The sequence below is a fragment of the Rathayibacter sp. AY1F6 genome (assembly GCF_002932035.1).
In the GTDB taxonomy this organism is placed as follows: Bacteria; Actinomycetota; Actinomycetes; order Actinomycetales; family Microbacteriaceae; genus Rathayibacter.
On the sequence record NZ_PSVD01000003.1, the window covers coordinates 202,058 to 226,251 of the forward strand.

The following is a 24,194-nucleotide window of genomic DNA, read 5'->3' on the forward strand; positions in this document are numbered from 1 at the left end:
CGCGTTCCGCAGGGCCGGTGACGGACGGCGGACTGCGGCCCGCCGCCCCCGTGAGGCAGGGATGCTCTCACGGGGGCGGCGGGCCTCCGGCCGCCTCCACCTCGCTACCGACGTCGGGCGGCGAGCCTTCGGCCGCCTTCACGGGCGGGGACGGGGCGCCGCCGATCATGCTGGTCGAGTGGCCCCGCGACGGCGCATGGAGACCAGCCCGACGGATGGTCTTGCCAGCATGCTGGTCGAGTAGCCCCGCAGGGCGTGTCGAGATCCGGGACGAACGCCTGGTCGGCAGTGGGACAGCGGACCGCAGGCGCCGGGGCGGGTGGACCGGCCGAGCGAGACGGGCGAGGAGCCCGCAGGCGTGCAGGGAAGGCCCGCGACGACGGGTGGAGGAGAGGAGCGCGACGTGCAGGTGACGCAGCTGGCGCTCAGCGACTTCCGGAACTACGAGTCGGTCGATGTCGAGCTCGTGCCCGGACCGAACCTCTTCGTCGGCCGCAACGGCCAGGGCAAGACGAACCTCGTCGAATCGCTCGGCTACCTCTCCACCCTGGGCTCGCACCGCGTGTCGAGCGACCAGGCGCTCATCCGCGCCGGCCGGGACAGCGCCGTGGTGCGCGCCCGCCTCCGCAACGGCGAGCGCGACCTGCTGGCCGAGGTGCAGATCAACCGCTCCTCCCCCAACCGCGCGCAGATCAACCGCGGCGGGATCAAGCCGCGCGAGCTCCCCCGCTTCTTCTCCAGTGTCCTCTTCGCCCCGGAGGACCTCCTCCTCATCCGCGGCGACCCGTCGGCCCGCCGCCGCTTCCTCGACCAGCTGGTGATCCTCCGCTCCCCGCGGATGAGCGCCGTCCAGGCCGACTACGAGCGGGTGCTGCGCCAGCGCAACTCGCTGCTCAAGTCGGCGCGCGCGAGCGGCGTCCGCGACCCGTCGAAGCTCGGCACCCTCGACATCTGGGACGAGCGCCTGATCGCGCTCGGGACCGAGATCATGCAGTCGCGCCTCACCCTGGTGGAGGAGCTGAGCGGACCGGTGCGCGCCGCGTACGAGGCGGTCGCCGGTGCCGACCAGCGTCCGGTGCTCCGCTCCCGCCTGAGCATCGAGGGCGCGGTCGACGACGACGGCGAGCCCGTGGAGCAGCCGGGCGCCGCGTCACCGGCGGCGGGCGAGGGACTGGCGGAGGCGTTCGCGTCCGCGCTGGCCGGGGTGCGCCGCCGCGAGCTCGACCGGGGCGTCTCCCTCGTCGGCCCGCACCGCGACGACGTGCAGTTCGAGCTGAACGCGCTGCCGGCCAAGGGCTACGCCAGCCACGGTGAGAGCTGGTCGTTCGCCCTGGCGCTGAAGCTGGGCGCTGCGGAGCTGCTCCGGCGCGACTCCCCCATGGGCGATCCGGTGCTGATGCTCGACGACGTCTTCGCCGAGCTGGACGCGCGTCGACGCGAGCGCCTCGCCTCGGTGGTCGCCGACTACGAGCAGGTCCTGATCACCGCGGCCGTCTTCGACGACGTCCCGGAGGCGCTGGCCGCGCACACCGTGCGGATCGAGGCCGGCCGGATCGTCGGCACGGGCGCCGCCGCCGCGCCGATCGCCGTGCCGGAGCCGACCGCACCCGACTCCGCCTCGTCCGATCCGGTGTCCTCCGACTCCCCTCCTCCCGGTCCCGAGTCCTCCCGCTCCTCTTCTCCCGATCCGGTCTCGTCCGACTCCCCTTCTCCTGGTGTCGTCTCCTCCGCCGCGGCCTCCTCCTCGGAGCCCGCGTCCCCAGCGCCGGCGTCCACAGATCCCGCGTCCCCGGAGCCGCCCGCCCCCGCCCCGTCGGAGCCGGCCGATGGCTGACTCCCCCCGCCGCGGAGCCCCCGCACCCGACTCCGAGGCCGCCCGCGTCTACCGCCACCTCAAGGAGGTGTTCGGCGCCGACGGCCCGCGCCGCATCCGGAAGACCGTCGAGCGCGCCGAGCCCAAGGGCGACGCGATCCCGTTCGGCAAGGGCCGCGACCCGCACGACCTCGGCGACGTCCTCGACTCCCTCACCGTGAAGCTCGGCTGGACGGCGCCGCTGGCGCAGGGCGACCTGATGTCGTCGTGGACGGCGATCGCCGGCGAGGAGACCGCGAAGCACTCGACTCCGGTGGGCGTCGTCGACGGCGTGCTGACGGTCGCGTGCGAGTCCACGGCGTGGTCGACGCAGCTCCGGCTGATGCGGATCGAGATCATGAACCACATCGCCGTGAACTTCCCCGACGCGGGCATCGCGTCGATCCGTTTCCAGGGCCCGGACGTCCCGAACTGGAAAAAGGGTCCCAGGTCGATTCCAGGGCGTGGTCCGCGCGACACCTACGGCTGAGGACGCATTTTCGGTCGACCGCCGATCTTTCGCGCCTCAGATCGCCGTCCAGCGCTTCGGATCGACCCGGCACGCGGTAGAATGGAGGGCCGCCGAACCGCAGTGACGCCGCCGCGCGGGCGATCTCCAGATCACCGTGCGCGTCGCGACGGACCGTCAGAGGAGAACTCCACAGCTATGACTCACGAGCCGAACGACTCCACGTCACCCGCAGCGAACGACCTGGACGCGAACGGCTCAGCAGCCCCCTCCGCTCCGCACGAGAGCATGTCGACCAAGTCGTCCGGCGACTACGGCGCGAACCAGATCCAGGTCCTCGAGGGCCTCGAGGCGGTCCGCAAACGCCCCGGCATGTACATCGGATCCACGGGTCCGCGCGGTCTGCACCACCTGGTCTACGAGATCGTCGACAACGCCGTCGACGAGGCGCTCGCGGGCTACTGCGACAACATCGAGATCCTGATGCGCGCCGACGGAGGCGTCACCGTCTCCGACAACGGCCGCGGCATCCCGGTCGACATGCACCCGACCGAGGGCATCTCCACGGTCGAGCTGGTCCTCACCGTGCTGCACGCCGGCGGCAAGTTCGGCGGCGGCGGCTACGCGGTCTCCGGCGGCCTGCACGGCGTCGGCTCCTCCGTGGTCAACGCGCTGTCGACGCGACTCGACGTCGAGGTCAAGCGCCAGGGCGCCGTGTACCGGATGAGCTTCACCGACGGAGTGCCGGACGCCCCGCTCGAGAAGGGCGAGGCCAGCGACGAGACCGGCACGACGATCACCTTCTGGCCCAACGCCGGCATCTTCGAGACGGTCGAGTTCGACTACGAGACCCTGCGCGCGCGCTTCCAGCAGATGGCGTTCCTCAACAAGGGCCTGCGCATCGCGCTGACCGACCAGAACGAGGTCGAGTTCGAGGGGGAGGGCGAGAACGAGACCGAGGGCGACCGGACCGACGTCTTCCACTACGAGAAGGGCCTCGTCGACTACGTCGAGTACATCAACTCGCTGAAGAAGTCGGACCTCGTGCACTCCGAGATCATCGATTTCGAGTCCGAGGACACCGAGCGCCGCATCTCGCTCGAGGTCGCCATGCAGTGGACCACGGCCTACACCGAGAGCGTCCACACCTACGCGAACACCATCAACACCCACGAGGGCGGCACCCACGAGGAGGGCTTCCGCGCCGCGCTGACCACTCTGGTCAACCGCTACGCGCGCGCGAACAACCTGCTCAAGGAGAAGGACGAGAACCTCTCGGGCGACGACATCCGCGAGGGCCTCACCGCCGTCGTGTCGATCAAGCTCGGCGAGCCGCAGTTCGAGGGCCAGACCAAGACGAAGCTCGGCAACACCGAGGCGAAGGCGTTCGTGCAGCGCGTGGCCGGCGAGCAGCTGGCCGACTGGTTCGACCGCAACCCGAGCCAGGCCAAGGACATCATCCGCAAGGCGATCCAGGCGGCCTCGGCCCGCATGGCGGCGCGCAAGGCGCGCGAGACCGCCCGCCGCAAGGGCCTGCTCGAGGGCGGCGGCATGCCGGGCAAGCTCAAGGATTGCCAGTCCAAGGACCCGTCGATCTCCGAGATCTTCATCGTCGAGGGCGACTCGGCGGGAGGATCCGCGGTGCAGGGCCGCAATCCCGAGACGCAGGCGATCCTCCCCCTCCGCGGGAAGATCCTCAACGTCGAGAAGGCGCGGCTCGACCGCGCTCTCGGCAACAACGAGGTCCAGGCGATGATCACGGCGTTCGGCGCCGGCATCGGCGAGGACTTCAACCCCGACAAGGCGCGGTACCACAAGATCATCCTGATGGCCGACGCCGACGTCGACGGCCAGCACATCACGACGCTGCTGCTGACGCTCCTCTTCCGCTACATGCGCCCGCTGATCGACCTCGGCTACGTGTACCTCGCGCAGCCGCCGCTGTACCGCCTCAAGTGGTCGAACTCCCCGCACGAGTACGTCTACAGCGACCGCGAGCGCGACGCCCTGATCGCGCACGGCTCGGCGACCAACAAGCGCATGCCCAAGGAGAACGGCATCCAGCGCTACAAGGGCCTCGGCGAGATGGACTACAAGGAGCTGTGGGAGACCACGATGGACCCCGCCACGCGGACCCTCCTCCAGGTCACGCTCGACGACGCGGCCGCGGCCGACGAGATCTTCTCCACTCTCATGGGCGAGGACGTCGAGTCCCGCCGTTCCTTCATCCAGAAGAATGCGAAGGACGTGCGCTTCCTCGACATCTAGTGGTCGAGGAAGCGGACGTCCTTCGAAAGACGGCGGCCGGGCGGTCCAGTGGACCGTCCTCGCGACCACCTCGAACACGTGACGGCGGCCCTCGATGGGCCGCATCCTCGACCAGAACACGACAGAGGCCCTCACCGGCCCGCACACCGACGACACACCTGACACCCAGCGCGACCGCCGCCCCCGCTTCTCCGGGGCACGGACCCACCTGAGAGACCAGAGATCATGGCAGAAGAACCCACCACCCCCACCGGCCCGGACGAGAGCGACGACATCGTCACCGAGACCGGTGTGGTGATCCACGGTCACGACAAGATCGAGCCGGTCGACCTGCAGCTCGAGATGCAGCGCTCCTACCTCGACTATGCGATGAGCGTCATCGTCGGGCGAGCCCTGCCGGAGGTGCGCGACGGCCTGAAGCCCGTGCACCGCCGCGTGATCTACGCCATGTACGACGGCGGCTACCGTCCCGACAAGGCGTTCTCGAAGTGCTCGCGCGTCGTCGGCGACGTGATGGGCCAGTTCCACCCGCACGGCGACTCCGCGATCTACGACGCGCTGGTCCGTCTGGTGCAGCCGTGGAGCCTCCGCTACCCGCTCGCGCTCGGGCAGGGCAACTTCGGCTCCCCCGGCAACGACGGCGCGGCCGCCCCCCGGTACACCGAGACCAAGATGGCGCCGCTCGCGCTCGAGATGGTCCGCGACATCGACAAGAACACCGTCGACTTCCAGGACAACTACGACGGTCGGACGCGCGAGCCGGCGATCCTGCCGGCCCGGTTCCCGAACCTGCTCGTCAACGGCTCCGTCGGCATCGCGGTCGGCATGGCGACCAACATCCCGCCGCACAACCTGCGCGAGGTCGCCGCTGGCGCGAAGTGGGCGCTCGAGAACCCGGACGCGACGCGCGAGGAGCTCCTCGAGGCGCTGCTGCAGCGGATCAAGGGACCCGACTTCCCCACCGGTGCGCAGATCCTCGGCGTCCGCGGCATCCAGGACGCGTACCGCACCGGCCGCGGCTCGATCACGATGCGCGCCGTCGTCTCCATCGAGGAGATCCAGGGCCGCACCTGCCTCGTCGTCACCGAGCTGCCGTACCAGGTGAACCCGGACAACCTGGCGATCAAGATCGCCGAGCTGGTCAAGGACGGGCGCGTCTCGGGCATCGCCGACATCCGCGACGAGACCTCCGGTCGCACCGGCCAGCGCCTCGTCGTCGTCCTCAAGCGCGACGCCGTGGCGAAGGTGGTGCTGAACAACCTCTACAAGCACACGCCGCTTCAGGAGAACTTCGGCGCGAACATGCTCGCGATCGTCGACGGCATCCCGCGCACGCTCTCGCTCGACGGCTTCATCCGCGCCTGGGTCGACCACCAGGTCGAGGTCATCGTGCGCCGCACCCAGTACCTCCTCGACGAGGCGGAGGCGCGGATCCACATCCTGCGCGGCTACCTCAAGGCGCTCGACGCGCTCGACGAGGTCATCGCCCTCATCCGCCGCTCCCCCACCGTGGAGGAGGCGCGCGACGGCCTGATGGAGCTGCTCGACATCGACGAGGTGCAGTCCCGCGCCATCCTCGACATGCAGCTGCGCCGCCTCGCGGCCCTCGAGCGCCAGAAGATCATCGACGAGCACGACCGGATCCAGGCCGAGATCGAGGACTACAAGTCGATCCTCGCGAGCCCCGAGCGCCAGCGCACGATCATCTCGGACGAGCTCGACGAGATCGTCGACCGCTTCGGCGACGACCGCCGCACCGAGATCCTCTTCGGGTTCGACGGCGACATGAGCGTCGAGGACCTGATCCCCGAGGAGGAGATGGTCGTCACCGTCACCCGCGGCGGCTACCTCAAGCGCACCCGGAGCGACTCCTACCGGGCGCAGCACCGCGGCGGCCGCGGCGTGCGCGGCGCGCAGCTGAAGGCCGACGACATCGTCGAGCACTTCTTCGTCACCACCACGCACCACTGGCTGCTGTTCTTCACGAACACCGGTCGCGTGTACCGCGCCAAGACCTACGAGCTGCAGGAGGCCGGCCGCGACGCCAAGGGCCAGCACATCGCGAACCTGCTCGCGCTCGAGCCGGGGGAGCAGATCGCGCAGATCCTCGACATCCGCGACTACGAGGCGGCCCGCTACCTCGTGCTCGCCACGCGCGACGGCCTCGTGAAGAAGACGGCCCTCTCGGAGTACGACACGAACCGCTCCGGCGGCATCATCGCGATCAAGCTGCGCGACGGCGACGAGCTCGTCTCGGCGCTCCTGGTCGAGGAGGACAGCGACGTGCTGCTGGTCTCCCGCAAGGGCATGTCGATCCGCTTCACCGCGTCCGACGAGGCGCTGCGTCCGATGGGCCGCTCCACCTCCGGAGTCCGCGGCATGTCGTTCCGCGGAGAGGACCGCCTCCTCGACGCCAACGTCGTCAGTGACGAGGGCTTCGTGTTCGTGGTCACCGAGGGCGGCTACGCCAAGCGCACCGCGGTCGACCAGTACCGCCTCCAGGGACGCGGCGGGCTGGGCATCAAGGTGGCCAAGCTGGAGGAGAAGCGCGGCGACCTCGTGGGCGCCATCATCACCGGAGAGGACGACGAGGTGCTCGTCGTGCTCGCCAGCGGCAAGGTGGTACGCTCTGCGGTGGCCGAGGTACCGGCCAAGGGTCGCGACACCATGGGAGTCGTCTTCGCACGATTCGCTGAGGACGACCGCATCATCGCACTCGCCAAGAACACCGAACGCAATCTCGACGCCCAGGACGAGGATCCCGACGCCGCGGCGCCGGCCGAGTCCGCTCCGGTGTCGGAGGAGGATGGGTCCGTAGATGAGTAGCACCGTCGCCGAGAAGCTCGCCAGGAAGTCCGCGAAGAGCCCGGCGGCGAAGCAGGTCCGCCTGAAGCTCGTCTACGTCGACTTCTGGTCGGCCGTGAAGCTCTCGTTCCTGCTGGGCCTGACGCTCGCGATCATCACGATCGTCGTCGTCTACCTGGTCTACACGGTCCTGGCCCAGACGGGCGTTTTCGACGAGGTCAACGGCCTCGTGCAGGACATCGCCGGCGCGGAGGCGTTCGACCTCAACACGATCATCTCGCTGCCGCAGGTCATGGGCTTCGCGATCGTCGTCGCGGTGCTGAACACCATCGTCACCACCGCGCTCGGCGCGATCGTGGCGCTGCTGTACAACCTCAGCGTCAAGATCACCGGCGGCCTCCTGGTGGGCTTCACCAACCAGTAGGGCGCACGGTCCGGCCGATTGGGATTCCTGCTCGATGTCGGGTAGAGTCTCCTCTGGCCATTCCGGGGGTATAGCTCAGGCGGTTAGAGCGCTTCACTGATAATGAAGAGGTCCCAGGTTCAAGTCCTGGTACCCCCACCCGGTCCGAACGGCCCGTCACCTCGCGGTGGCGGGCCGTTCGACTCTCGGAGACGGATCGCCCCGTCTCCGGCCCGGGGCCTTAGCTCAGTTGGTAGAGCGCCTGCTTTGCAAGCAGGATGTCAGGAGTTCGAATCTCCTAGGCTCCACACTTCCTCCCCGCTCGCGGGTGCTCCCCTCACAGGCCCTTCTGGTCTCCCGGCCCACGGCACTCCGGGTCCTCCGCCGTCGCGGGGTCACCGTGTCGAGGTCTTCGGCGGCCTCTCCTGTCGCCGACCGTGCGGTCGTGCGATCGAGGCCGCCGCTCGGACGGCCGCCCGCTCAGCGGTCCACGCAGGCGAGGCCGAGGAACTGCTGGACCGAGAGGGTCTCGGACGTGCCGTCGCGGATGTCGCCGACGATGATCTCGCCGACGGAGAGCGTGTCGAACTGCTCGGCCGTGAAGACGACCGGGCGGGCGAGCACGGAGCGGTCGGTCGCGTAGGCGCCCAGCGCGAGGTCGACGCCGAGCGGGAACCGCTCGATCACCGTGTCGGCCGGCCAGACCGTGGATCCGGAGAGGTCGGTCGCGCCCAGCTGCGTGACCGGTGACGGGGAGACCCAGCGGGTGACCCTCCGCAGCCCGTCGCCGATGGTCAGGGGGGCGGAGTCGGAGGCGGCGAGGTCGAGGCCGTCGACGGACCCCGAGCACACGACGACGACCCCGAGGACCTCTCCTCGCTCGCCGCCCCGTCCGAGCCCGACCGCGGCCGTGGTCACCGGCTCCTCGGAGGCGCACCCCGAGAGCGCGAGGGCGCCGAGCAGAACGACGGTGCTCGCGAGCGCAGCGCGACGGTGCATGGGTCCTCCCGCGGCCACCCTACGCGGGCAGGGCGAGGACCAGAGCGGCGAGAGCCTGCGGAAGGGAGGGAGCGCCCTCCGCCCGGAAGACCACCTCTCCGGCCGTATCCCGCACGACGACGGTGGGGGTCGAGCGGACACCGGCGGCCTCGGCCTCGACGGGGTGGAAGGCCACGTCGCGCTCGCGGATCTCGGCGGCGGGGACGAGCTCCGCGGCCCGCTCCAGCACCGAGCGCGCGGCATGGCAGGCGCCGCAGAAGGCGGAGGTGTAGAGCTCGACGATCACGACGAAGGGAACGCCGGGGCGCGGCCGGGGATTCCCGGGCACCGTCAGCGGAGGAGCCAGGCCTCGTTCATGGTCAGGGCCGCGTCGACGAGCTCGACGCGCTCCAGCTCCTCGACGTCGCTCAGGGGGAACCAGGCGGCGGCGTCCGTGGAGCCGTCCACCTCGTGCGTGAGCTCGCCGCCCACGATGCGGGCGCGGTAGACGACGCGGATGGCGTGCAGGGGGCCGGCCTCGGGATCGCTGCGCCGGTGCGCGGGGATCACGTGCGAGTCCACGCCGATGAGGGCCTCGAGCTCGGCACGGTAGCCCGTCTCCTCGAAGATCTCGCGGACCGCGGCGTCGGCGGGCGACTCGCCCTCGTCGATCCCGCCGCCCGGAAGCGTCCAGGCCGACCAGGGGCCCTGGCTCCAGTGCGCGAGCAGCATCCGCTCGCCGTCGATGATCACGCCGTACGCGGCGACCCGGATGTCCACCGCAGAAGCCTAACCCGGGCATACGAAGGAGCCGGACCCCCTGAGGGGCCCGGCTCCAGCGACGAGAACGTCAGGAAGCGGTCGAGGCCGCGTTCTGCGCGGCGCTCTGCGGCTCGTCCTCGGCGACCCACAGCTCGTCGTCGGCGCGGAACGTCTGCCAGACGGCGTAGCCGATGCCGCCGACGGCGACCAGCGCGGCGCCGATCGTGAAGACCGTGCCGACCTTGTTCTTCTTCTTCGGGGGAGTGGTGAGCTCCTCCCAGCGCGCCTTCGAGATCTCGGCGAGCTTCGCGCGGTTCTTCGAGTCCTTGGCGGCCTCGAAGGCGGCGGCGGCCGTACCGCCCACAGCGGCGAAGGTCGGGACGACCTTGTGCTTGTAGGCGTTGCGGGCCGAGGAGTACGTGCCCTCGACGGCCGAGACGCCGTTGTCGTAGACCGGCTTGACGCGCGAGTCGTACGTGTCCTTGACGAAGGGGACGAGCTCCTTCTTGGCGTACTTCGACGCGTGGCGGCGGCTCTTCTCGAGCACGGAGGCCGCGTGCGCCAGCACCTCCTGCTGCTCGCCCCAGACCGCCTCGGCGTTCTTGCGAAGACGCTTGAGGTCCTTCTTGTGCTTACGTGACAGACCCATGTTGGTCCTCCATCGGCTACGAGCAGCGAACGCCTCAATACTGCCACTCATCGATCGGCGTCCGCATCGCGCACCCAGCGCATTGACACCGGGCGTTGCAGGGGCCTACAGACGCGCTGTGCGAGAATCCGAGCATGCCTTTGCACACCGCAGTCGCGACGTTCCACACCAACAAGGGCGACATCGTCGTCAACCTCTACGGGAACCACGCTCCCAAGACGGTCCGCAACTTCGTCGGTCTCGCGACCGGCGACATCGAGTGGACCCACCCCGCCACGGGTGCGAAGACGAAGGAGCCGCTCTACAACGGCACCGTCTTCCACCGCATCATCCCCGACTTCATGCTCCAGGGCGGCGACCCGCTCGGTCAGGGCATCGGCGGCCCGGGGTACCAGTTCGACGACGAGATCAACTCGGAGCTCGACTTCACCCAGCCCTACATCCTCGCGATGGCGAACGCCGGCAAGCAGGCGGGCCGCGGCACCAACGGCTCGCAGTTCTTCATCACCGTGGCGCCGACCACCTGGCTCCAGGGCAAGCACACCATCTTCGGCGCCGTCGCCGACGAGGAGTCGAAGAAGCTCGTGCAGTCGCTCTCGGCGGTCCCCACCGACGGCCGTGACAAGCCGCTCGAGGACGTCGTGATCGAGAGCGTCGAGATCACCGAGGTCTGATCGCCTCATCCACCACTCATTCGAGGGCCGGGTCCGTCAGGGCCCGGCCCTCGTTCTCCCCGGAGGCACGTCCGTGACCCAGGTCCCGCCGAGCAGCACCTACTCCTGCTACCGACACCCCGAGCGGCAGAGCTTCGTGCGCTGCCAGCGGTGCGGCCGCACCATCTGCGGCGAGTGCCAGACGCCGGCTCCGGTCGGCGTGATCTGCCCGGACGACATGGCGCAGCAGCGCGCCACCGCACCGCGCACCCGCGGTCCCCTCCTCTCCCGCGTGCGGGCCATGACCCGTGCCGACCAGCCGACGGTGACCTACGCGATCATCGCGCTCTGCATCGTGCTGTGGATCGTCGAGATCCTTCCCTTCGTCGGCGGGCCGGCGGTCAACGCGCTCCTGTACGCCCCCGCCTACACGCTCCCCGGCTTCGGCGCCGGCTTCGAGCCGTGGCGGATGCTCACCTCGGTGTTCCTCCACAGCACGTCGCTCTTCATCGTCATCCCGTTCCACCTGGTGCTGAACATGTACACGCTGTGGGTGTTCGGCATGGTGCTCGAGCGCATGCTGGGCCGCGGGCGCTACCTCACCCTCTTCCTCCTGAGCGGTTTCGCCGGATCGGTGGGCGTCCTGCTCCTCGCGAACCCGTTGACCCCGGTGATCGGCGCCTCCGGTGCGATCTTCGGGCTGATGGGCGCGTACCTGGTGATCCTCCGGCATCTGGGCGGTCAGGCGTCGCAGCTGCTGGTGCTGGTCGGACTGAACCTCGTCATCGGCTTCCTGCCCGGGATGAACGTGGCGTGGCAGGCGCACGTCGGCGGTCTGGTGGCGGGCGCGCTCATCGGGCTGGTCTTCACGAAGACCCGGCAGCGCGCCCAGCGGCGCACGCAGAACCTCCTCGTCGGGCTCATCGGAGTCGGACTGGTGGCGATCACCGCGGGCGCCTACGTCCTCGGCTGATCCCCCCTCCCGCAGCGGCGGGTCCGGCAGTGCCTCGCGCACTCCCGGGCCCGCCGCTTCGTCGTTCCCGCGGCGACCGTCTCCACCGCTGTCCACAGGTGCTCTCAACAGGTGGGGAGGAAGTTATCCACAGAGTTGTTAACACTGGGGAGAACGTCCCCGGGTGTCCTCCTCGGGAGGACGATCCGGGGACGGCGGCGCGTCCGAGGACCGGCGGGCTGGTGCCGATCGGGGCCCTCCGCGCCTCGAGCAGGCCAGCGCGGCGGAGACCGCGGAGTTCTCCACAGGAGATTCCACAGCTGGGGATAATTACAGCGGTGTAGTTCTCCGGCGGACGGCCACCAGGGCCGTCGCCTCACGGTCGTCGTCGCGGTGCAGCGAGGTGGCGAACCCGGCCGCCTGGAACGCCGAGGCACTCGCAGCGGCCTGATCCGCGCCGACCTCGATCACGACGACGCCGTGGGGTGCGAGCCACGCCCCCGCCTCCTGAGCGATACGGCGGTGCAGGGCGAGCCCGTCCGACCCGCCGTCGAGCGTGAGCATCGGCTCGTGCACCCGGGCCTCCGGCGGCATGAGCGCGATCGCCGCGGAGGGGACGTAGGGGGCGTTGACGACGACGACGTCGATCTGCCCGCGCTCACTCCCGGGGAGCGCGTCGAAGAGGTCGCCCTCGTGGACGTCGGCGCGGCCTGCGAGCGTGCGGCGCGCGCAGGCGACGGCGGCGGGGGAGAGGTCGGCCGCGAGCAGGCGGACGTCCGGCCGCTCCTCGGAGATCGACCGGGCGAGGGCGCCGGATCCGCAGCAGAGGTCGAGCACCACGGCGCCCTCCGGGAGGATCTCCAGGGCGCAGTCGACCAGCCACTCGGTGCGCACGCGGGGCACGAAGACGCCGGGTGCGACGGGGACGCGCAGGCCGCGGAAGGCGACCCAGCCGAGGATCTGCTCGAGGGGCTCGCCCGTCTCGCGGCGGCGGAGCAGCAGCTCGAGGTCGGAGGAGGAGTCGGCGGCCTCCTCGAGCAGGCCCGCCTCCTCCTCGGCGAAGACGCAGCCGGCGGCGCGCAGACGCTCCACCGACGACGAACGCCCCGTCGGCGGACCGGACGGGGCGTCGTTCACGACTGGGGGAGGCTCAGCGCCAGCGCGTCGTCATCAGGAAGCCGATGAACGCGATGCCGAAGCCGATCAGGATGTTGAGGTTGCCGAGATCGGGGATCGGCAGGGTGCCCTGGCTCACGTAGAAGACGATGATCCAGGCGAGTCCGAGCAGCATGAAGCCGAACATCACCGGCTTGAACCAGACCGGATTCGGTGCGTTCTCGCCGGTCCGGGCCTCGTCGCGCTCGGGCTTCGGGCTCTTCGTCGCTCGTGCCATGCCGACCACTGTACCGGGCGGAGGCTCCGGGCCGGGAGTGCCGGGGCTGCGCGGGTGCTGTGCGGACTCGCGGAGCGGCCGGTGCGGGCGCTCGAGTGATCCCATCGGGCCTCCTCAGGCGGCCATTCGGGAGGGCTCTCCACAGGTCCGGATCATGCGCCACAGCCGGTCACGGCTCGCGCCTAGACTCGTCGCATGACCGCCCAGAACCCCGACGGGGCGGCTCTGCGGCCGCGAGCGAAGCGACGGAGGGCCCGCCCGGTCCGACGACTCTCGTTCTTCGGAGTCGTCGGCGAGCTCCTGATGACCGCCGGCGTCCTGGTCCTGCTCTTCCTGGCCTGGCAGCTCTGGTGGAACGACGCGGTGATCGCGGGCCGGCAGACGACGCAGGCCGCGGAGCTCCGCGAGACCTGGGGCGACTCCTCTCCGGCACCGCAGCCGACCGAGGCCGCCCCGGCGGAGCCGGTCGTCGCGTCGGTCGCCGCCCTCGACACCTCCTTCGGCAACCTCTACATCCCGCGCTACGGCGAGGGGTGGGTGCGCACGATCGCCGAGGGCATCGACGCCGAGAACGTGCTCGACGAGGGGAGCATCGGCCACTACCCCGGGACGCAGATGCCCGGCCAGGCCGGCAACTTCGCGCTCGCCGCGCACCGCAGCGCGTACGGCGGAGGCATGCACTTGATCGACGAGCTCCAGCTCGGCGACCCGATCTACATCGAGACGGCGGACGGCTGGTACACCTACCGCTTCCGCAACCTCGAGTACGTCCAGCCCTCCGACGTCCAGGTGATCGACCCCGTCCCGTGGACTCCGGACGCGGCTCCGACCGACCGCCTGATCACGCTGACGAGCTGCAACCCGCTCTACTCGACGGCCGAGCGGATCATCGCGTACGGCGTCTTCGACTCGTTCCAGCCGCGGTCCGCAGGCGCCCCCGCCGAGATCGCCGCCTCTCTGGCTGAGGAGGGCTGACCGTGTACGCAGCTCTGTGGCGGCTCCTGCCCGGGCCGTGGTGGGTCCGGCTCCTGATCGTCCTCGTCCTCGTCGCGGCGGTCCTGGTCGCGCTCGACGAGTGGGTGTTCCCCTGGGTGCAGTCACTCGTGCTCGACCGGAACGTGACCGTCGGCTCGTGACCGCCGGCGCGGCCCCGCGGATCCTGGTCGTCGACCACCACGACAGCTTCGTCTTCACGCTCGTCTCGTACCTCCGCGAGCTCGGTGCCGAGGTCGACGTGGTCGAGGGCGACGACCTCGGCACGACGGCGCTCCTGGCTCGCGCGGAGGAGGCGGACGGAGTCCTGGTCTCACCCGGGCCGGGCCGTCCCGGGGACGTCCCCGCGTCGACGGCGCTCGTGCAGCGGGCGGAGGCGACCGGGCGGCCGCTGCTCGGAGTCTGCCTCGGCCACCAGGTGCTCGCCCACGCTCTCGGCGCCCGCGTCACGGAGGCGCCGGAGCTGCTGCACGGCCGGACGTCCGCGGTCCTCCACGACGGAGATCCGCTCTTCGACGGCCTGCCCTCCGGATTCGCCGCGATGCGGTACCACTCGCTCGCGGTCGACGGTGAAAGCCTTCCCGAGGAGCTGCGGGTGACGGCGCGGACACCGGAGGGAGTGGTCATGGCCGTCCGGCACCGGAGTGCTCCGCTCATGGGCGTGCAGTTCCATCCGGAGTCGGTCCTCACCGAGGGCGGGCGGCGCCTTCTCGAGAACTGGCTGCGCGAGGTGAGGCCGGGCGGAGCGTCCGTATCGGCCGACGACACGCCCGGACTCTCGATCCCGGCTCGATGAATTGGAATTCGCCGGGCTTATCGGGCTCGTTATCGAGTCGAGAGCATTGAGAATGATCAGCGACCACCGTCCCCCGAACGGGGATGCCGCCCTGAGTGCGTTCTCACGTAGAAATCCGCCATCTGACGGCTAAATGACGGCGGGCGGAGGAGAACGCCGCGACAGGGTATGAGCGTGACCTTGTCCACCCCCTTGCACACCCCCCGATCAGGTGGCGGGATTTGACGGGCTCCCGGCGGAGGATGCGGCCCCTTTTCCCTGCATAATCAGAGGGCGTCGACAGGGGGTCGGCGCCACAAGAGAAGTCCGGGGGGACCAGATGGTCGCATCGATCTCCTGGGCTTTCTCGGGAATCCGAGAGCTCGAGAATCTCGGACCGCGCATCGTCGTCAAACCCGGCACCGTTCCGAGCATCACCGGTTCGGGATTCGGCACCGCCGATCTGAGCGTCGTGCTGATGACGGTCTCGCCGTTGCGCGTCCTCCGCGGGACGTGGCCGGCCGACGACACCTCCTTCCTCACCTTCAGCTTCCTCATCGACGGCTTCGTGCGCATGGTCGCCCCGGACCGAACGGTGCTGCTGCGTCCGGGGTCGATCTCGTACCAGCAGGGGACGACGACGTTCACGACCGAGTCGACGACTCCGGCCACGATCCTCCACCTCTCGCTGCGCGCCGACGAGATGCGCCGCTACGGCTTCGACACGTCGGCCCCGGTCTACGCGCTCGATCCCGACGCCCGGTCCACCCGCGCCGCATACGCCTTCACGACCGCCTTCGCCCTCGCGGCGGAGTCCGGGACGGGGCTGCCCGGTGAGGGCGAGGTCACCGGCTTCGCCCATGTGGTCAAGCAGCTCCTCACCAGCGCGTTCCTCGCGGCGGCGAGCTCGCAGCCCGGCACCACGAGCGTCCGGGCCGCCACGCTCGGGCGCGCGCGCACGGTCATCGACCGGACGCACCGCACGCCGCGCTGCACCCCGGAGGCGGTGGCCGACGCGGTCAACGTGTCCACCCGCTCCCTCCAGCGGCTCTTCGAGGACGCGGGCACCACGGTCGCGAGCGAGATCGAGCGCTCCCGGGTCGCCAGCGCCGTGGAGCTCCTGCGCCGCCGCCCGCGGGAGGTCCCGCTCGAGGCGATCGCCGCCGCGTCCGGATTCTCCTCGGCGGACCACCTCCGCCGTGCGCTCAAGCGCCGCGAGGGGCTCACCCCGAGCGACATCCGCGGCAGGATCGCACGCCCCGCCGACGGATCGGCAGGCGGCGAGGTCGTGCGGCTCCAGCCCCCGCTCGCCGACGCGCGCCGGGCGTAGCCGTTCACCTCGGGGCTGTCGGCCTCGCGGAGCATCGACCCCGACGAGCAACGTCCCGACGAGCCCTTCTCGGCGCGCAGAGCAGCGGCCCGGCCTCCACCGGGCGCCGTCGGTCGACGCCGCAGCCGCAGCGGGCTGCAGGCCGGGTCAGCCCGCGCAGTATCCGAGCTGGACGGTCGATCCCTGCGGGACGTCGCCCGGAGCCAGGGACTGGGTCGTAATGGGCGGGTTCGCCCGGGTCGCGTCGCAGGTCTCGTCCGGGACCTCGACCCCCACGAGCTGCAGCTTCTCGGAGGCGAGGGTGGCCAGCGCGCTGCTGAGGGACGTCCCGACGAGGTCGGGGAGCGTGACCTGGCCGGAGGAGACGGTGAGGTCGACCGGCGTGCCCGGGGCGACCTGCTGTCCCGCTCCGGGGGAGGCGGAGAGCACGACGTCGCCCGGGACGGTCGGCGAGTTCTCGCGGGTCTGGGAGCCCTCGACGAAGCCGACGGCGGTGAGCGCGTCGATGGCCTCGGCGAGGCTCTGCCCGACGGTGTCCGGCACGGCGACGGGCTGGGGGCCCTGGGACACGACGATGCGGATGACCGTCTCGGGTGCGACGATCGTGCCCGAGCCCGGATCCGTGCGGATCACCTCGCCCTCGGGGACGGTCGAGCTGTACTCCGCGACCTGGCTCGGCACGAGATCGAGCTCGGTCAGGGTCGACTGGGCGCTGTCGTAGGTGGTCTCGGTGAGGGTGGGGACCTCGCGCGACTGCGACGGCAGCGTCGACGCGGGCTGGAGCGTCAGCACCCAGATCACGAGTGCGGCGACGATCACGGCCAGCACGACGATCGAGGACCAGATCCAGAGGACCGGCGGGCGGCGCTGGGTGCGGACGATCGAGTTGTCCTCGGCCAGCTGGCGGAGGGCGAGCTCGGAGTCGTTGACTCCGCCCTGGCTGCGGGCCGCGAAGAGCGAGGTGGTCAGCTCGTCGATCGGGCGGTGGTCGGGGAGGCGTCCGGCGGCGGCGTCGCGCAGGTCGTCGCGGAACTCCGCAGCTCCCTGGAAGCGCTCGTAGCGGTCCTTCGAGAGTGCTCGGGCGACGACCGCGTCGAGTGCGGGGGTGACGGCCGGGTTGATGGAGCTCGGCGCCGGCGGCGTCTCGCTGACGTGCTGGTAGGCGACGGCCACCGGGGTGTCGCCGCGGAAGGGCGCACGGCCGGTGAGGAGCTCGAAGAGCACGATGCCGGCGGAGTAGAGGTCGCTGCGGGCGTCGACCTGCTCGCCCTTCGCCTGCTCGGGGGAGAAGTAGGCCGCGGTGCCGAGGATCGCCGTGGTCTGAGCGACCGTGGCGGCGGAGTCGGAGACGGCGCGGGCGATCCCGAAGTCCATCACCTTCACCTGGCCCGACGGGGTCAGCATGATGTTGCCGGGCTTGATGTCGCGGTGGACGACGCCTGCGCGGTGCGAGTACTCGAGGGCGGTGAGGATGCCCTCCGTGATGCGGACGGCCTCGTCCACGTCGAGGGGGCCCTCGGCGATCAGGTCCTTGAGGAGGCGGCCCTCGATGTGCTCCATGACGATGAAGGGCCGGCGCGACTCGGCGCCGTTGTCGTCGAGCGAGACCTCCTCGCCCGCGTCGAAGACCCGGACGATCGTGGGGTGCGACATGCGCGACGCGGACTGCGCCTCCTGCCGGAACCGCAGGCGGAAGGCGGAGTCGGAGGAGAGGGAGAGCTTCAGCTCCTTGATGGCGACGGTGCGGCCGAGCCGGGTGTCGGTGCCGAGGTACACCTCGGACATTCCGCCGCGGCCGAGCCGGGGCCCGACCTGGTACCGTCCCGCGATCAGGCGACCCTCATCCGTCACGCGCACGCTCCCGCCCTGTACTTCCGTGTGGTGCGGCCCCGAGGAGCCACGGCAAGTGTACCTATGGGCCCCTGGTGTTCCGGGCGGGGGCGCGACGCGACGGCCGCGAGGCGCCGGGCCGGAGCGGTGCCCCGACCGGCGCGCCGCCGCTACTCGGAGGGGGTGGGCGTCGAGGTGGCCTTCGAGGTGGGGGTCGGCGCCGGGGTCGGAGCCGGCTCCTCGACGGTGACGGAGAGGGTGGGCGAGGCCGCCGACTCCGACTCGCCGCAGAGCACGGTGTACGTGACGTCGATCGTGCCCGCCGTGGTGCCGGCCTGGATCGTCGCGGTCGTCGAGTTCGACGGGTTGGTGCTCGTCACGCTCGCGCCCTCACCGGTCGCGGTCACCCGGTAACCGCTCACGGAGGTTCCGCTCGGGCACTGGTTGTAGTTGCTCCAGGTGACGTTGAACGTCGCGCCCGCCTCGACGCTGGAGGCGGCGGGGGTGACGGTCGGCACGGCGGTCGGTGCGTCCGGGGTCGCGACCTCGGTGAAGACGGAGACCTCGATGGTCGTGCCCTTCACCACGTTCGCGGTGGGGTTCACGTCCTCGACGAGTCCGACCTGCTCGGCGGTGGGGGCGCTCGGGCCGTCCGCGCGGCGTACGCCCATGCCCAGGGCCTCGAGCTCGGTCTCGACGTCGTCGAAGGAACGCCCGACGTAGTCGGCCTTGTCGATGACGACCGTGTTCGAGGTCGGCGTCGGCGTGGGGCTCGGAGTCTCGGACGGCGTCGGCGACGGGGCAGTGCTGGTCGTCGCGGTGGGGGAGGCGGCCGGGTCGCTGCTCCCGCCGGTCGTCAGGGCGAAGATCGTGCCCGCGATGACGACGGCGAGGATCACGATGAGGGCGATCAGCGGCCAGGTCCAGGGGCTGCGGCGACGCGGCTCCTCGGCCGGCTCGAGCGGCTCCTCGATCGGCACGAACGGAGCGGTGGCCTCGGCCGCGGGCGCGCCGGAGGGCAGCACCGTGGTCGCCTGCGTCGCGCCCTGGTTGGAGGGGAGGACCGTGGTCGCCTGCGTCGCGGGAAGGTCGCTGAGGACCGCGGGGACGGCCAGCGCCGCTCCGCGCACGTCGCCCGAGCGCAGCGCCTGGGCCGCCCGCGCGAGGTGCGCGGCGGTGGCGGGGCGGTCGGCCGGCTTCTTGGCGATGCAGGAGTAGACGAGATTGCGCACCGGCTCCGCGACCGTGACCGGCAGCTCCGGCGGGGTGTCGTTGATCTGCGCCATCGCGATGGCGACCTGCGACTCGCCCGTGAAGGGGCGGCGCCCGGCCAGGCACTCGTACGCGACGATGCCCAGCGAGTAGATGTCGGTGGCGGGGGAGGCGGGCTGGCCGCTCGCCTGCTCCGGGGACAGGTACTGGACCGTGCCCATGACCTGCCCGGTCGCCGTCAGCGGGACCTGGTCGGCGATGCGCGCGATGCCGAAGTCGGTGATCTTGACGCGGCCGTCCGGCGTGATGAGCAGGTTGCCCGGCTTCACATCGCGGTGCACGAGGCCCGCGGCGTGCGCGGCGTGCAGGGCGAGCGCGGTCTGCGCGACGATGTCGAGGACCTTGTCGGTCGAGAGGACGCGCTCGCGCTCGAGGACGGTCGAGAGCGCCTCGCCGGGGACGAGCTCCATGACCAGGTAGGCCGAGCCGTCCTCCTCGCCGTAGTCGTAGACGTTGGCGATGCCCTCGTGGTTGACCAGCGCCGCGTGGCGGGCCTCGGCGCGGAAGCGCTCGAGGAAGCCGGGGTCGCCGAGGTACTCGTCCTTCAGGATCTTGATCGCGATGGTGCGGCCGATGACCAGATCGGTCGCCTGCCACACCTCTCCCATGCCGCCGATGGCGATCCGGGACTGCAGCTCGTAGCGTCCTCCGAAGGTGAGGCCTGTCGTGGGTCTCATTTGTTCAGCACCGCCTCTAGTACCTGTTGTCCGATGGGTGCGGCGATCAGGTTGCCGTACCCGGTCTGGCCGAGCCCTCCACCGTTCTCCACGAGCACGGTGATGGCGTACTGCGGGTCGTCCGCAGGCGCGAAGCCGGTGAACCAGAGGGTGTACGGGTCGTCCCCGCCGTTCTCGGCGGTACCGGTCTTACCGGCCACAGTGACGCCCCCTATTGTTGCATTCGTCGCCGCGCCGCCCTGGACGCTGGCGACCATCATCGCCTCGACGGCGTCCGCGGTCTGCGTGCTCACCGCCCGGCCGAGCGACTTTTCCTGGAACTGCTGCAGCACGCTGAGGTCCTGCGAGCGGATCGAGTCGACCAGGTTCGGCTGCATCACCTCGCCGCCGTTCGCGATCGCCGCGGAGACCATGGCGATCTGCAGCGGCGTCGCGCGCACCTCCCACTGCCCGAAGGCGGTGAGGGCCGTCTGGGCGTCGTCCGTCTTCGTCGGGTAGATGCTCGCCTCGACCGACATCGGGATCTCGAGCTCGGTGTCGAAGCCGAACTTCTCGGCCTGCGAGCGGATCGCGTCCGCTCCCAGCTGCACGCCCATCTCGGCCATCGGGACGTTGCAGGAGAGCGAGACGGCGGTGGCCAGCGTGACCGTCTCTCCGGAGCCGCAGAGACCGCCTCCGGAGTTGATCACCTGCGACGAGGAGCCGGGCAGCGTGTACGACTCGACGTTGGGGAAGCTCGAGTCGGCGGTGAAGCGGCCGGACTCGAGGGCGGCCGAGGCCACGACGAGCTTGAAGACGGAGCCGGGCGGGTTGAGCGAGCCGCCGATGGCGCGGTTCACGAGGGGCTCGGAGGAGTCGTCGTTCAGCGCCCGGTAGGCGGCGAGGACGTCGTCGGTGTCGTGGGAGGCCAGCGCGGTGGGGTCGAAGGTGGGCTTCGAGACCATCGCGAGGATGCGGCCGGTGGCCGGCTCGGTCACGACGACGGCCCCCGTGTAGTCGCCGAGCGCGTCGAAGGCGGCCTGCTGGGCGACCGGGTCGATCGAGAGCTCGACCGACGCGCCCTTCGGGTCCTGGCCCGTGACGAGGTTGTTGATCTCGTCGAAGAACTGCGAGTTCGAGGTGCCCGAGAGGTAGTCGTTGAGCGTGCGCTCGATGCCGGTGGTGCCCTGGTTCAGGGTGAAGTAGCCGGTCACGGCGGAGTAGAGCGGGCCGTTCGCGTACTGCCGCTGGAACTTGTAGAGGTCGTCCGACGGCGTCGAGGAGGCGATCGGCTGACCGCCGGCGAGGATCGCACCGCGCTCGGTCGAGAAGCTCTCGTAGAGGGTCCGCGTGTTGCGGCCGTCCTCGTCGAGGGAGTCGGCCTGGATCACCTGGATGGTGGTGGTGGAGAGGAAGAGGGCCACGAACATCGTCAGCACGACGAGGCTCACCCGTTTGAGTTCTCGGTTCATCGACGGATCACACCACCAGACGAGGCTGACTGCGGACTGTGTCGGACAGGCGCAGCAGCACCGCCACGATCATCCAGTTCGCCACGAGGGAGGAGCCGCCGGCGGCGAGGAACGGCGTGGTCAGGCCGGTCAGCGGGATGACGCGGGTGACGCCTCCGATGACGATGAAGCACTGCAGGGCGATCACGAACGAGAGGCCGACTCCCAGGAGGCGCCCGAAGTCGTCCTGCCCGGCGAAGCCGATGCGGAACCCGCGCGAGACCAGCAGGAGGTAGAGGCCGAAGATCGCGAAGAGCCCGGCGAGGCCCAGCTCCTCGCCGAGGCTGGCGATGATGTAGTCGGACTGCGGGACCGGCGTGAGATCCGGCATCCCCTGGCCGAGGCCCGTGCCGAGCAGCCCGCCGTGCGCGAGGCCGAAGAGGCCCTGCACGAGCTGGTAGCTGCCGCCCGGATCCGCCCCGTAGCGCTCGGCGCTGAAGGGCTCGAGCCAGTTGGCGAAGCGGTTGCCCACGTAGTCGAGCGTCTGGCTCGCCAGCAGCGCGCCGCCGAGGAACAGGCCGACGCCGATGAGGACCCAGCTGGTGCGGCCGGTCGCGACGTAGAGCATGACCAGGAACAGGCCGAAGTAGAGCAGCGCCGTCCCCAGGTCGCGCTGGAAGACGATGACGCCCATCGTGACCGCCCAGACCACCAGGATCGGGCCGAGGTCGCGCAGGCGCGGGAAGCGCATCCCGAGGACGGTGCGGCCCACCATCGAGAGGGAGTCGCGGTTGCGCACGAGGTAGCCGGCGAAGAAGACCGCGAGGGCGATCTTGGCGATCTCGCCGGGCTGGAAGCTCGCCACGTCGCCGATCCCGATCCACACACGCGCGCCGCTGACCTCGCGGCCGATGAAGGGCAGGAGCGGCAGCAGGAGCAGCACGATCGCCGCGAACCCGGCGACGTAGGTGTAGCGGAACAGCACGCGGTGGTTGCGGATGACCAGCAGCACCACGATCGCCGCAACGACGGCCAGGGCGCTCCAGAAGATCTGCCGCACCGCCACCGACTCCCAGCCGGTCGCGCCGTCGGCGATGTCGATCCGGTAGATCTCGGCGACGCCCAGGCCGTTCAGCACGGTGGCGATCGGGAGGAGGAAGGGGTCGGCCGCCGGGGCCGCGAAGCGCAGCACGACGTGCACGGCGAGCACGAGCGCCGAGAGGCCGGCGCCCAGCGAGACCAGCGTGGTGTCGATCGAGCCGAGGGCGCCGAGCTGCACGAGCACGATCGCGCCGGCGTCGATGAGGCATGCGCCGATCAGGAGCAGGAGCTCGAGATTGCGCAGCTTCTGGCGGAAGAAGCCCTGCCGCTCGGGGGCGGGGCGGGCGGTGGCCGTGGCGGCGTCCGTCATGGTGCTCCGTTCGCGTCCGTGAGGCGCTCGACGATGTCGACCGCGCCGGCGTAGGAGTCGGCGCTGATCGTCTGCTCCAGCTGCTCGACGTCGTAGGCGCGGAGGGAGTCGAGCGGGATGCCCGTGTCCTCCTTCACCTCCGAGAGCGAGAGCGGGCCGACCGACTGCTGGATGCCCTGGTAGATGATCACGGTGTCCCCGTCGGTGCCGACGTAGAAGCGCGACTGCGTCCAGTCGTAGGCGAAGAGGATCCCGAGGAATCCGATGATGAGCACGAGGGACAGGCCGACGAGCCAGGTGATGCGGCGGCGCAGGTGCCGGCGGCGATCCTCCTCGATCAGCTCGTCGAGGTAGTCCTCGGACGCGGGCTCGAAGTGGGTGGGGCCCTGCGCGGCAGGAGCGCGGGTGTGCAGGCGGAGGCCGGGGATCCGGACGCGGTTCTGCGAGTCGTCGGTGCTGAAGGGCGTGGGCGCGGCGGCCGATCCGACGACCACCGGCTCCTCCACGGGGGCGAGGATGCGCGCGGTGTCGCCCGCGCCGGGGATGTCGAGGACGACGACGGTGACGTTGTCCGGGGCGCCGTGCGAGAGGCTGTCGCGGATCAGGCGGTCGGCCACCTGCTGGGCGGTCTCGTCGCGGCTGAGCTCCTTGAGGATCTCGTCGTGCGGGACGACGCCGGAGAGGCCGTCGGAGCAGATCAGCCAGCGGTCGTGCGGCTCGGTCTCGAGCGTGAGCGTGTCGATCTCGGGGTTGGTGTGCACGTCGCCGAGGACCCGCATCAGGACGGAGCGGCGCGGATGCGTCATCGCCTCCTCCTCCGTGATGCGGCCGGAGTCCACGAGGCGCTGCACGAAGGTGTGGTCCGTCGTGACCTGCTCGAGCCGGCCGTCGCGGAGGACGTAGATGCGGGAGTCGCCGATGTGCGCGATCGCCACCGACTCGCCGACGCGGGCGATCGCGCTGACGGTGGTGCCCATGCCGGTGAGCTCGGGGTGGTCGACCACGGCGTCGGCCAGCAGGGTGTTGGCCGCCAGCAGGGTGCGCTTGAGCTCGTCCTCGGCCTCGTAGGTGGAGGCGTAGACGCGGTCCGCCTCCGCGATGCGCTTGATCGCGATGGAGGAGGCGACGTCGCCGCCCGCGTGACCGCCCATGCCGTCGGCGACGACGAAGAGCTGCCGGCCCGCGTAGCCGGAGTCCTGGTTGTTGGAGCGGATCCTGCCGACGTGCGAGACGGCGGCGCTCTCGCGCACCGCGCCGTGGCCGGAGCCGCTCTCCGGAGTGGGGGCCACGCG

At 70.7% G+C, this 24,194-nt stretch carries 21 protein-coding genes, 2 tRNA genes and 1 pseudogene; 13 read left to right on the forward strand and 11 right to left on the reverse strand.

From position 1 onward, the window contains the following. Nucleotides 1–403: 403 nt before the first annotated feature. The 7 genes and pseudogenes from recF to C5C44_RS04665 form a co-directional block, all read left to right on the forward strand. Nucleotides 404–1,564: pseudogene (gene recF / locus C5C44_RS04635) on the forward strand (DNA replication/repair protein RecF); the annotation flags it as partial. A 262-nt stretch (nt 1,565–1,826) separates the two neighbouring features. Then, a complete protein-coding gene (locus tag C5C44_RS04640; protein ID WP_104237766.1) occupies nt 1,827–2,342 on the forward strand; it encodes a DUF721 domain-containing protein in 516 nt (171 codons plus the stop codon). Between the two features lie 267 nt (nt 2,343–2,609). Beyond that, entirely contained in the window at nt 2,610–4,589 is a 1,980-nt protein-coding gene (gene gyrB, locus C5C44_RS04645; RefSeq protein ID WP_208543372.1) for a DNA topoisomerase (ATP-hydrolyzing) subunit B, read from the forward strand. A 225-nt stretch (nt 4,590–4,814) separates the two neighbouring features. Beyond that, nucleotides 4,815–7,415 carry a DNA gyrase subunit A gene (gyrA, locus tag C5C44_RS04650; protein ID WP_104222674.1) on the forward strand — a complete coding sequence of 867 codons (2,601 nt, stop codon included), beginning with the start codon at nt 4,815–4,817 and terminating at the stop codon, nt 7,413–7,415. Next, nucleotides 7,408–7,818, forward strand: coding sequence for a DUF3566 domain-containing protein (locus tag C5C44_RS04655; RefSeq protein ID WP_104222673.1), 411 nt, complete (start codon nt 7,408–7,410; stop codon nt 7,816–7,818). Before gyrA ends, C5C44_RS04655 begins: the two co-directional genes overlap by 8 nt. A 64-nt stretch (nt 7,819–7,882) precedes the next feature. Next, nucleotides 7,883–7,956, forward strand: a tRNA-Ile gene (locus tag C5C44_RS04660). A 76-nt stretch (nt 7,957–8,032) separates the two neighbouring features. After that, a tRNA-Ala gene (locus C5C44_RS04665) sits at nt 8,033–8,105 on the forward strand. A gap of 172 nt (nt 8,106–8,277) precedes the next feature. On the opposite strand, the gene C5C44_RS04670 is transcribed toward C5C44_RS04665, so the two are convergent. The 4 genes from C5C44_RS04670 to C5C44_RS04685 all read right to left on the reverse strand — a co-directional run bounded on the left by C5C44_RS04670 (nt 8,278) and on the right by C5C44_RS04685 (nt 10,186). Next, on the reverse strand, nt 8,278–8,796 hold the full coding sequence (locus tag C5C44_RS04670) for a hypothetical protein (protein ID WP_104222672.1): 519 nt from the start codon (nt 8,794–8,796) through the stop codon (nt 8,278–8,280). A 19-nt stretch (nt 8,797–8,815) separates the two neighbouring features. Next, the gene (locus C5C44_RS04675; RefSeq protein ID WP_104335435.1) at nt 8,816–9,082 is read right to left on the reverse strand and encodes a thioredoxin family protein; all 267 of its coding nucleotides are present in this window, start codon (nt 9,080–9,082) and stop codon (nt 8,816–8,818) included. 44 nt (nt 9,083–9,126) lie between these two features. Continuing rightward, complete coding sequence (locus C5C44_RS04680; RefSeq protein ID WP_104222671.1) at nt 9,127–9,555, reverse strand: NUDIX hydrolase; 429 nt, start codon at nt 9,553–9,555, stop codon at nt 9,127–9,129. Between the two features lie 70 nt (nt 9,556–9,625). Then, on the reverse strand, nt 9,626–10,186 hold the full coding sequence (locus tag C5C44_RS04685; RefSeq protein ID WP_104335409.1) for a hypothetical protein: 561 nt from the start codon (nt 10,184–10,186) through the stop codon (nt 9,626–9,628). Between the two features lie 134 nt (nt 10,187–10,320). Between C5C44_RS04685 and C5C44_RS04690 the strand changes: the two genes are divergently transcribed. After that, on the forward strand, nt 10,321–10,860 hold the full coding sequence (locus C5C44_RS04690) for a peptidylprolyl isomerase (RefSeq protein ID WP_104222669.1): 540 nt from the start codon (nt 10,321–10,323) through the stop codon (nt 10,858–10,860). A 73-nt stretch (nt 10,861–10,933) separates the two neighbouring features. Continuing rightward, nucleotides 10,934–11,812 (forward strand): rhomboid family intramembrane serine protease, encoded by an 879-nt coding sequence (locus C5C44_RS04695; protein WP_104335410.1) that lies wholly within the window; start codon nt 10,934–10,936, stop codon nt 11,810–11,812. Nucleotides 11,813–12,121: 309 nt separating this feature from the next. Here C5C44_RS04695 and C5C44_RS04700 read toward each other — a convergent pair whose 3' ends face one another. Then, the gene (locus C5C44_RS04700) at nt 12,122–12,928 is read right to left on the reverse strand and encodes a putative protein N(5)-glutamine methyltransferase (protein WP_181132719.1); all 807 of its coding nucleotides are present in this window, start codon (nt 12,926–12,928) and stop codon (nt 12,122–12,124) included. Nucleotides 12,929–12,941: 13 nt separating this feature from the next. Further along, nucleotides 12,942–13,184 carry a cell division protein CrgA gene (locus tag C5C44_RS04705; protein WP_104222667.1) on the reverse strand — a complete coding sequence of 81 codons (243 nt, stop codon included), beginning with the start codon at nt 13,182–13,184 and terminating at the stop codon, nt 12,942–12,944. A 195-nt stretch (nt 13,185–13,379) separates the two neighbouring features. Here C5C44_RS04705 and C5C44_RS04710 point away from each other — a divergent pair, with 195 nt between their 5' ends. The 4 genes from C5C44_RS04710 (at nt 13,380) to C5C44_RS04720 (ending at nt 16,282) form a co-directional block, all read left to right on the forward strand. Beyond that, on the forward strand, nt 13,380–14,159 hold the full coding sequence (locus C5C44_RS04710) for a class E sortase (RefSeq protein ID WP_104260873.1): 780 nt from the start codon (nt 13,380–13,382) through the stop codon (nt 14,157–14,159). Between the two features lie 2 nt (nt 14,160–14,161). Continuing rightward, the gene (locus tag C5C44_RS16945; RefSeq protein ID WP_167299010.1) at nt 14,162–14,320 is read left to right on the forward strand and encodes a hypothetical protein; all 159 of its coding nucleotides are present in this window, start codon (nt 14,162–14,164) and stop codon (nt 14,318–14,320) included. After that, complete coding sequence (locus tag C5C44_RS04715; protein ID WP_104335412.1) at nt 14,317–14,973, forward strand: aminodeoxychorismate/anthranilate synthase component II; 657 nt, start codon at nt 14,317–14,319, stop codon at nt 14,971–14,973. Before C5C44_RS16945 ends, C5C44_RS04715 begins: the two co-directional genes overlap by 4 nt. A gap of 319 nt (nt 14,974–15,292) precedes the next feature. Next, nucleotides 15,293–16,282 carry a helix-turn-helix domain-containing protein gene (locus C5C44_RS04720; RefSeq protein WP_104323848.1) on the forward strand — a complete coding sequence of 330 codons (990 nt, stop codon included), beginning with the start codon at nt 15,293–15,295 and terminating at the stop codon, nt 16,280–16,282. A 147-nt stretch (nt 16,283–16,429) separates the two neighbouring features. Here C5C44_RS04720 and pknB read toward each other — a convergent pair whose 3' ends face one another. From pknB to C5C44_RS04745, 5 genes are all read right to left on the reverse strand, one after another. Then, nucleotides 16,430–18,133, reverse strand: coding sequence for a Stk1 family PASTA domain-containing Ser/Thr kinase (gene pknB / locus C5C44_RS04725; protein WP_104222663.1), 1,704 nt, complete (start codon nt 18,131–18,133; stop codon nt 16,430–16,432). A gap of 149 nt (nt 18,134–18,282) precedes the next feature. Further along, nucleotides 18,283–20,061: a protein kinase gene (locus tag C5C44_RS04730; protein WP_104335413.1), complete on the reverse strand. Its 1,779-nt coding sequence runs from the start codon at nt 20,059–20,061 to the stop codon at nt 18,283–18,285. After that, nucleotides 20,058–21,512, reverse strand: coding sequence for a penicillin-binding protein 2 (locus C5C44_RS04735; protein ID WP_104222661.1), 1,455 nt, complete (start codon nt 21,510–21,512; stop codon nt 20,058–20,060). Before C5C44_RS04735 ends, C5C44_RS04730 begins: the two co-directional genes overlap by 4 nt. A gap of 7 nt (nt 21,513–21,519) precedes the next feature. Then, nucleotides 21,520–22,902, reverse strand: coding sequence for an FtsW/RodA/SpoVE family cell cycle protein (locus tag C5C44_RS04740; RefSeq protein ID WP_104225777.1), 1,383 nt, complete (start codon nt 22,900–22,902; stop codon nt 21,520–21,522). After that, complete coding sequence (locus C5C44_RS04745) at nt 22,899–24,191, reverse strand: Stp1/IreP family PP2C-type Ser/Thr phosphatase (protein ID WP_244229533.1); 1,293 nt, start codon at nt 24,189–24,191, stop codon at nt 22,899–22,901. The genes C5C44_RS04740 and C5C44_RS04745 overlap by 4 nt, the downstream gene beginning before the upstream one ends. Between the last annotated feature and the right edge of the window lie 3 nt (nt 24,192–24,194).

Bases quoted from the DNA above. Each gene is read 5' to 3' on its own strand.
- C5C44_RS04640 (WP_104237766.1), top strand. From the start codon at position 1,827: ATGGCTGACTCCCCCCGCCGCGGAGCCCCCGCACCCGACTCCGAGGCC.
- gyrB (WP_208543372.1), top strand. From the start codon at position 2,610: ATGTCGACCAAGTCGTCCGGCGACTACGGCGCGAACCAGATCCAGGTC.
- gyrA (WP_104222674.1), top strand. From the start codon at position 4,815: ATGGCAGAAGAACCCACCACCCCCACCGGCCCGGACGAGAGCGACGAC.
- C5C44_RS04655 (WP_104222673.1), top strand. From the start codon at position 7,408: ATGAGTAGCACCGTCGCCGAGAAGCTCGCCAGGAAGTCCGCGAAGAGC.
- C5C44_RS04670 (WP_104222672.1), bottom strand. From the start codon at position 8,796: ATGCACCGTCGCGCTGCGCTCGCGAGCACCGTCGTTCTGCTCGGCGCC.
- C5C44_RS04685 (WP_104335409.1), bottom strand. From the start codon at position 10,186: ATGGGTCTGTCACGTAAGCACAAGAAGGACCTCAAGCGTCTTCGCAAG.
- C5C44_RS04690 (WP_104222669.1), top strand. From the start codon at position 10,321: ATGCCTTTGCACACCGCAGTCGCGACGTTCCACACCAACAAGGGCGAC.
- C5C44_RS04705 (WP_104222667.1), bottom strand. From the start codon at position 13,184: ATGGCACGAGCGACGAAGAGCCCGAAGCCCGAGCGCGACGAGGCCCGG.
- C5C44_RS04710 (WP_104260873.1), top strand. From the start codon at position 13,380: ATGACCGCCCAGAACCCCGACGGGGCGGCTCTGCGGCCGCGAGCGAAG.
- C5C44_RS04720 (WP_104323848.1), top strand. From the start codon at position 15,293: ATGGTCGCATCGATCTCCTGGGCTTTCTCGGGAATCCGAGAGCTCGAG.
- C5C44_RS04730 (WP_104335413.1), bottom strand. From the start codon at position 20,061: ATGAGACCCACGACAGGCCTCACCTTCGGAGGACGCTACGAGCTGCAG.
- C5C44_RS04735 (WP_104222661.1), bottom strand. From the start codon at position 21,512: ATGAACCGAGAACTCAAACGGGTGAGCCTCGTCGTGCTGACGATGTTC.
- C5C44_RS04740 (WP_104225777.1), bottom strand. From the start codon at position 22,902: ATGACGGACGCCGCCACGGCCACCGCCCGCCCCGCCCCCGAGCGGCAG.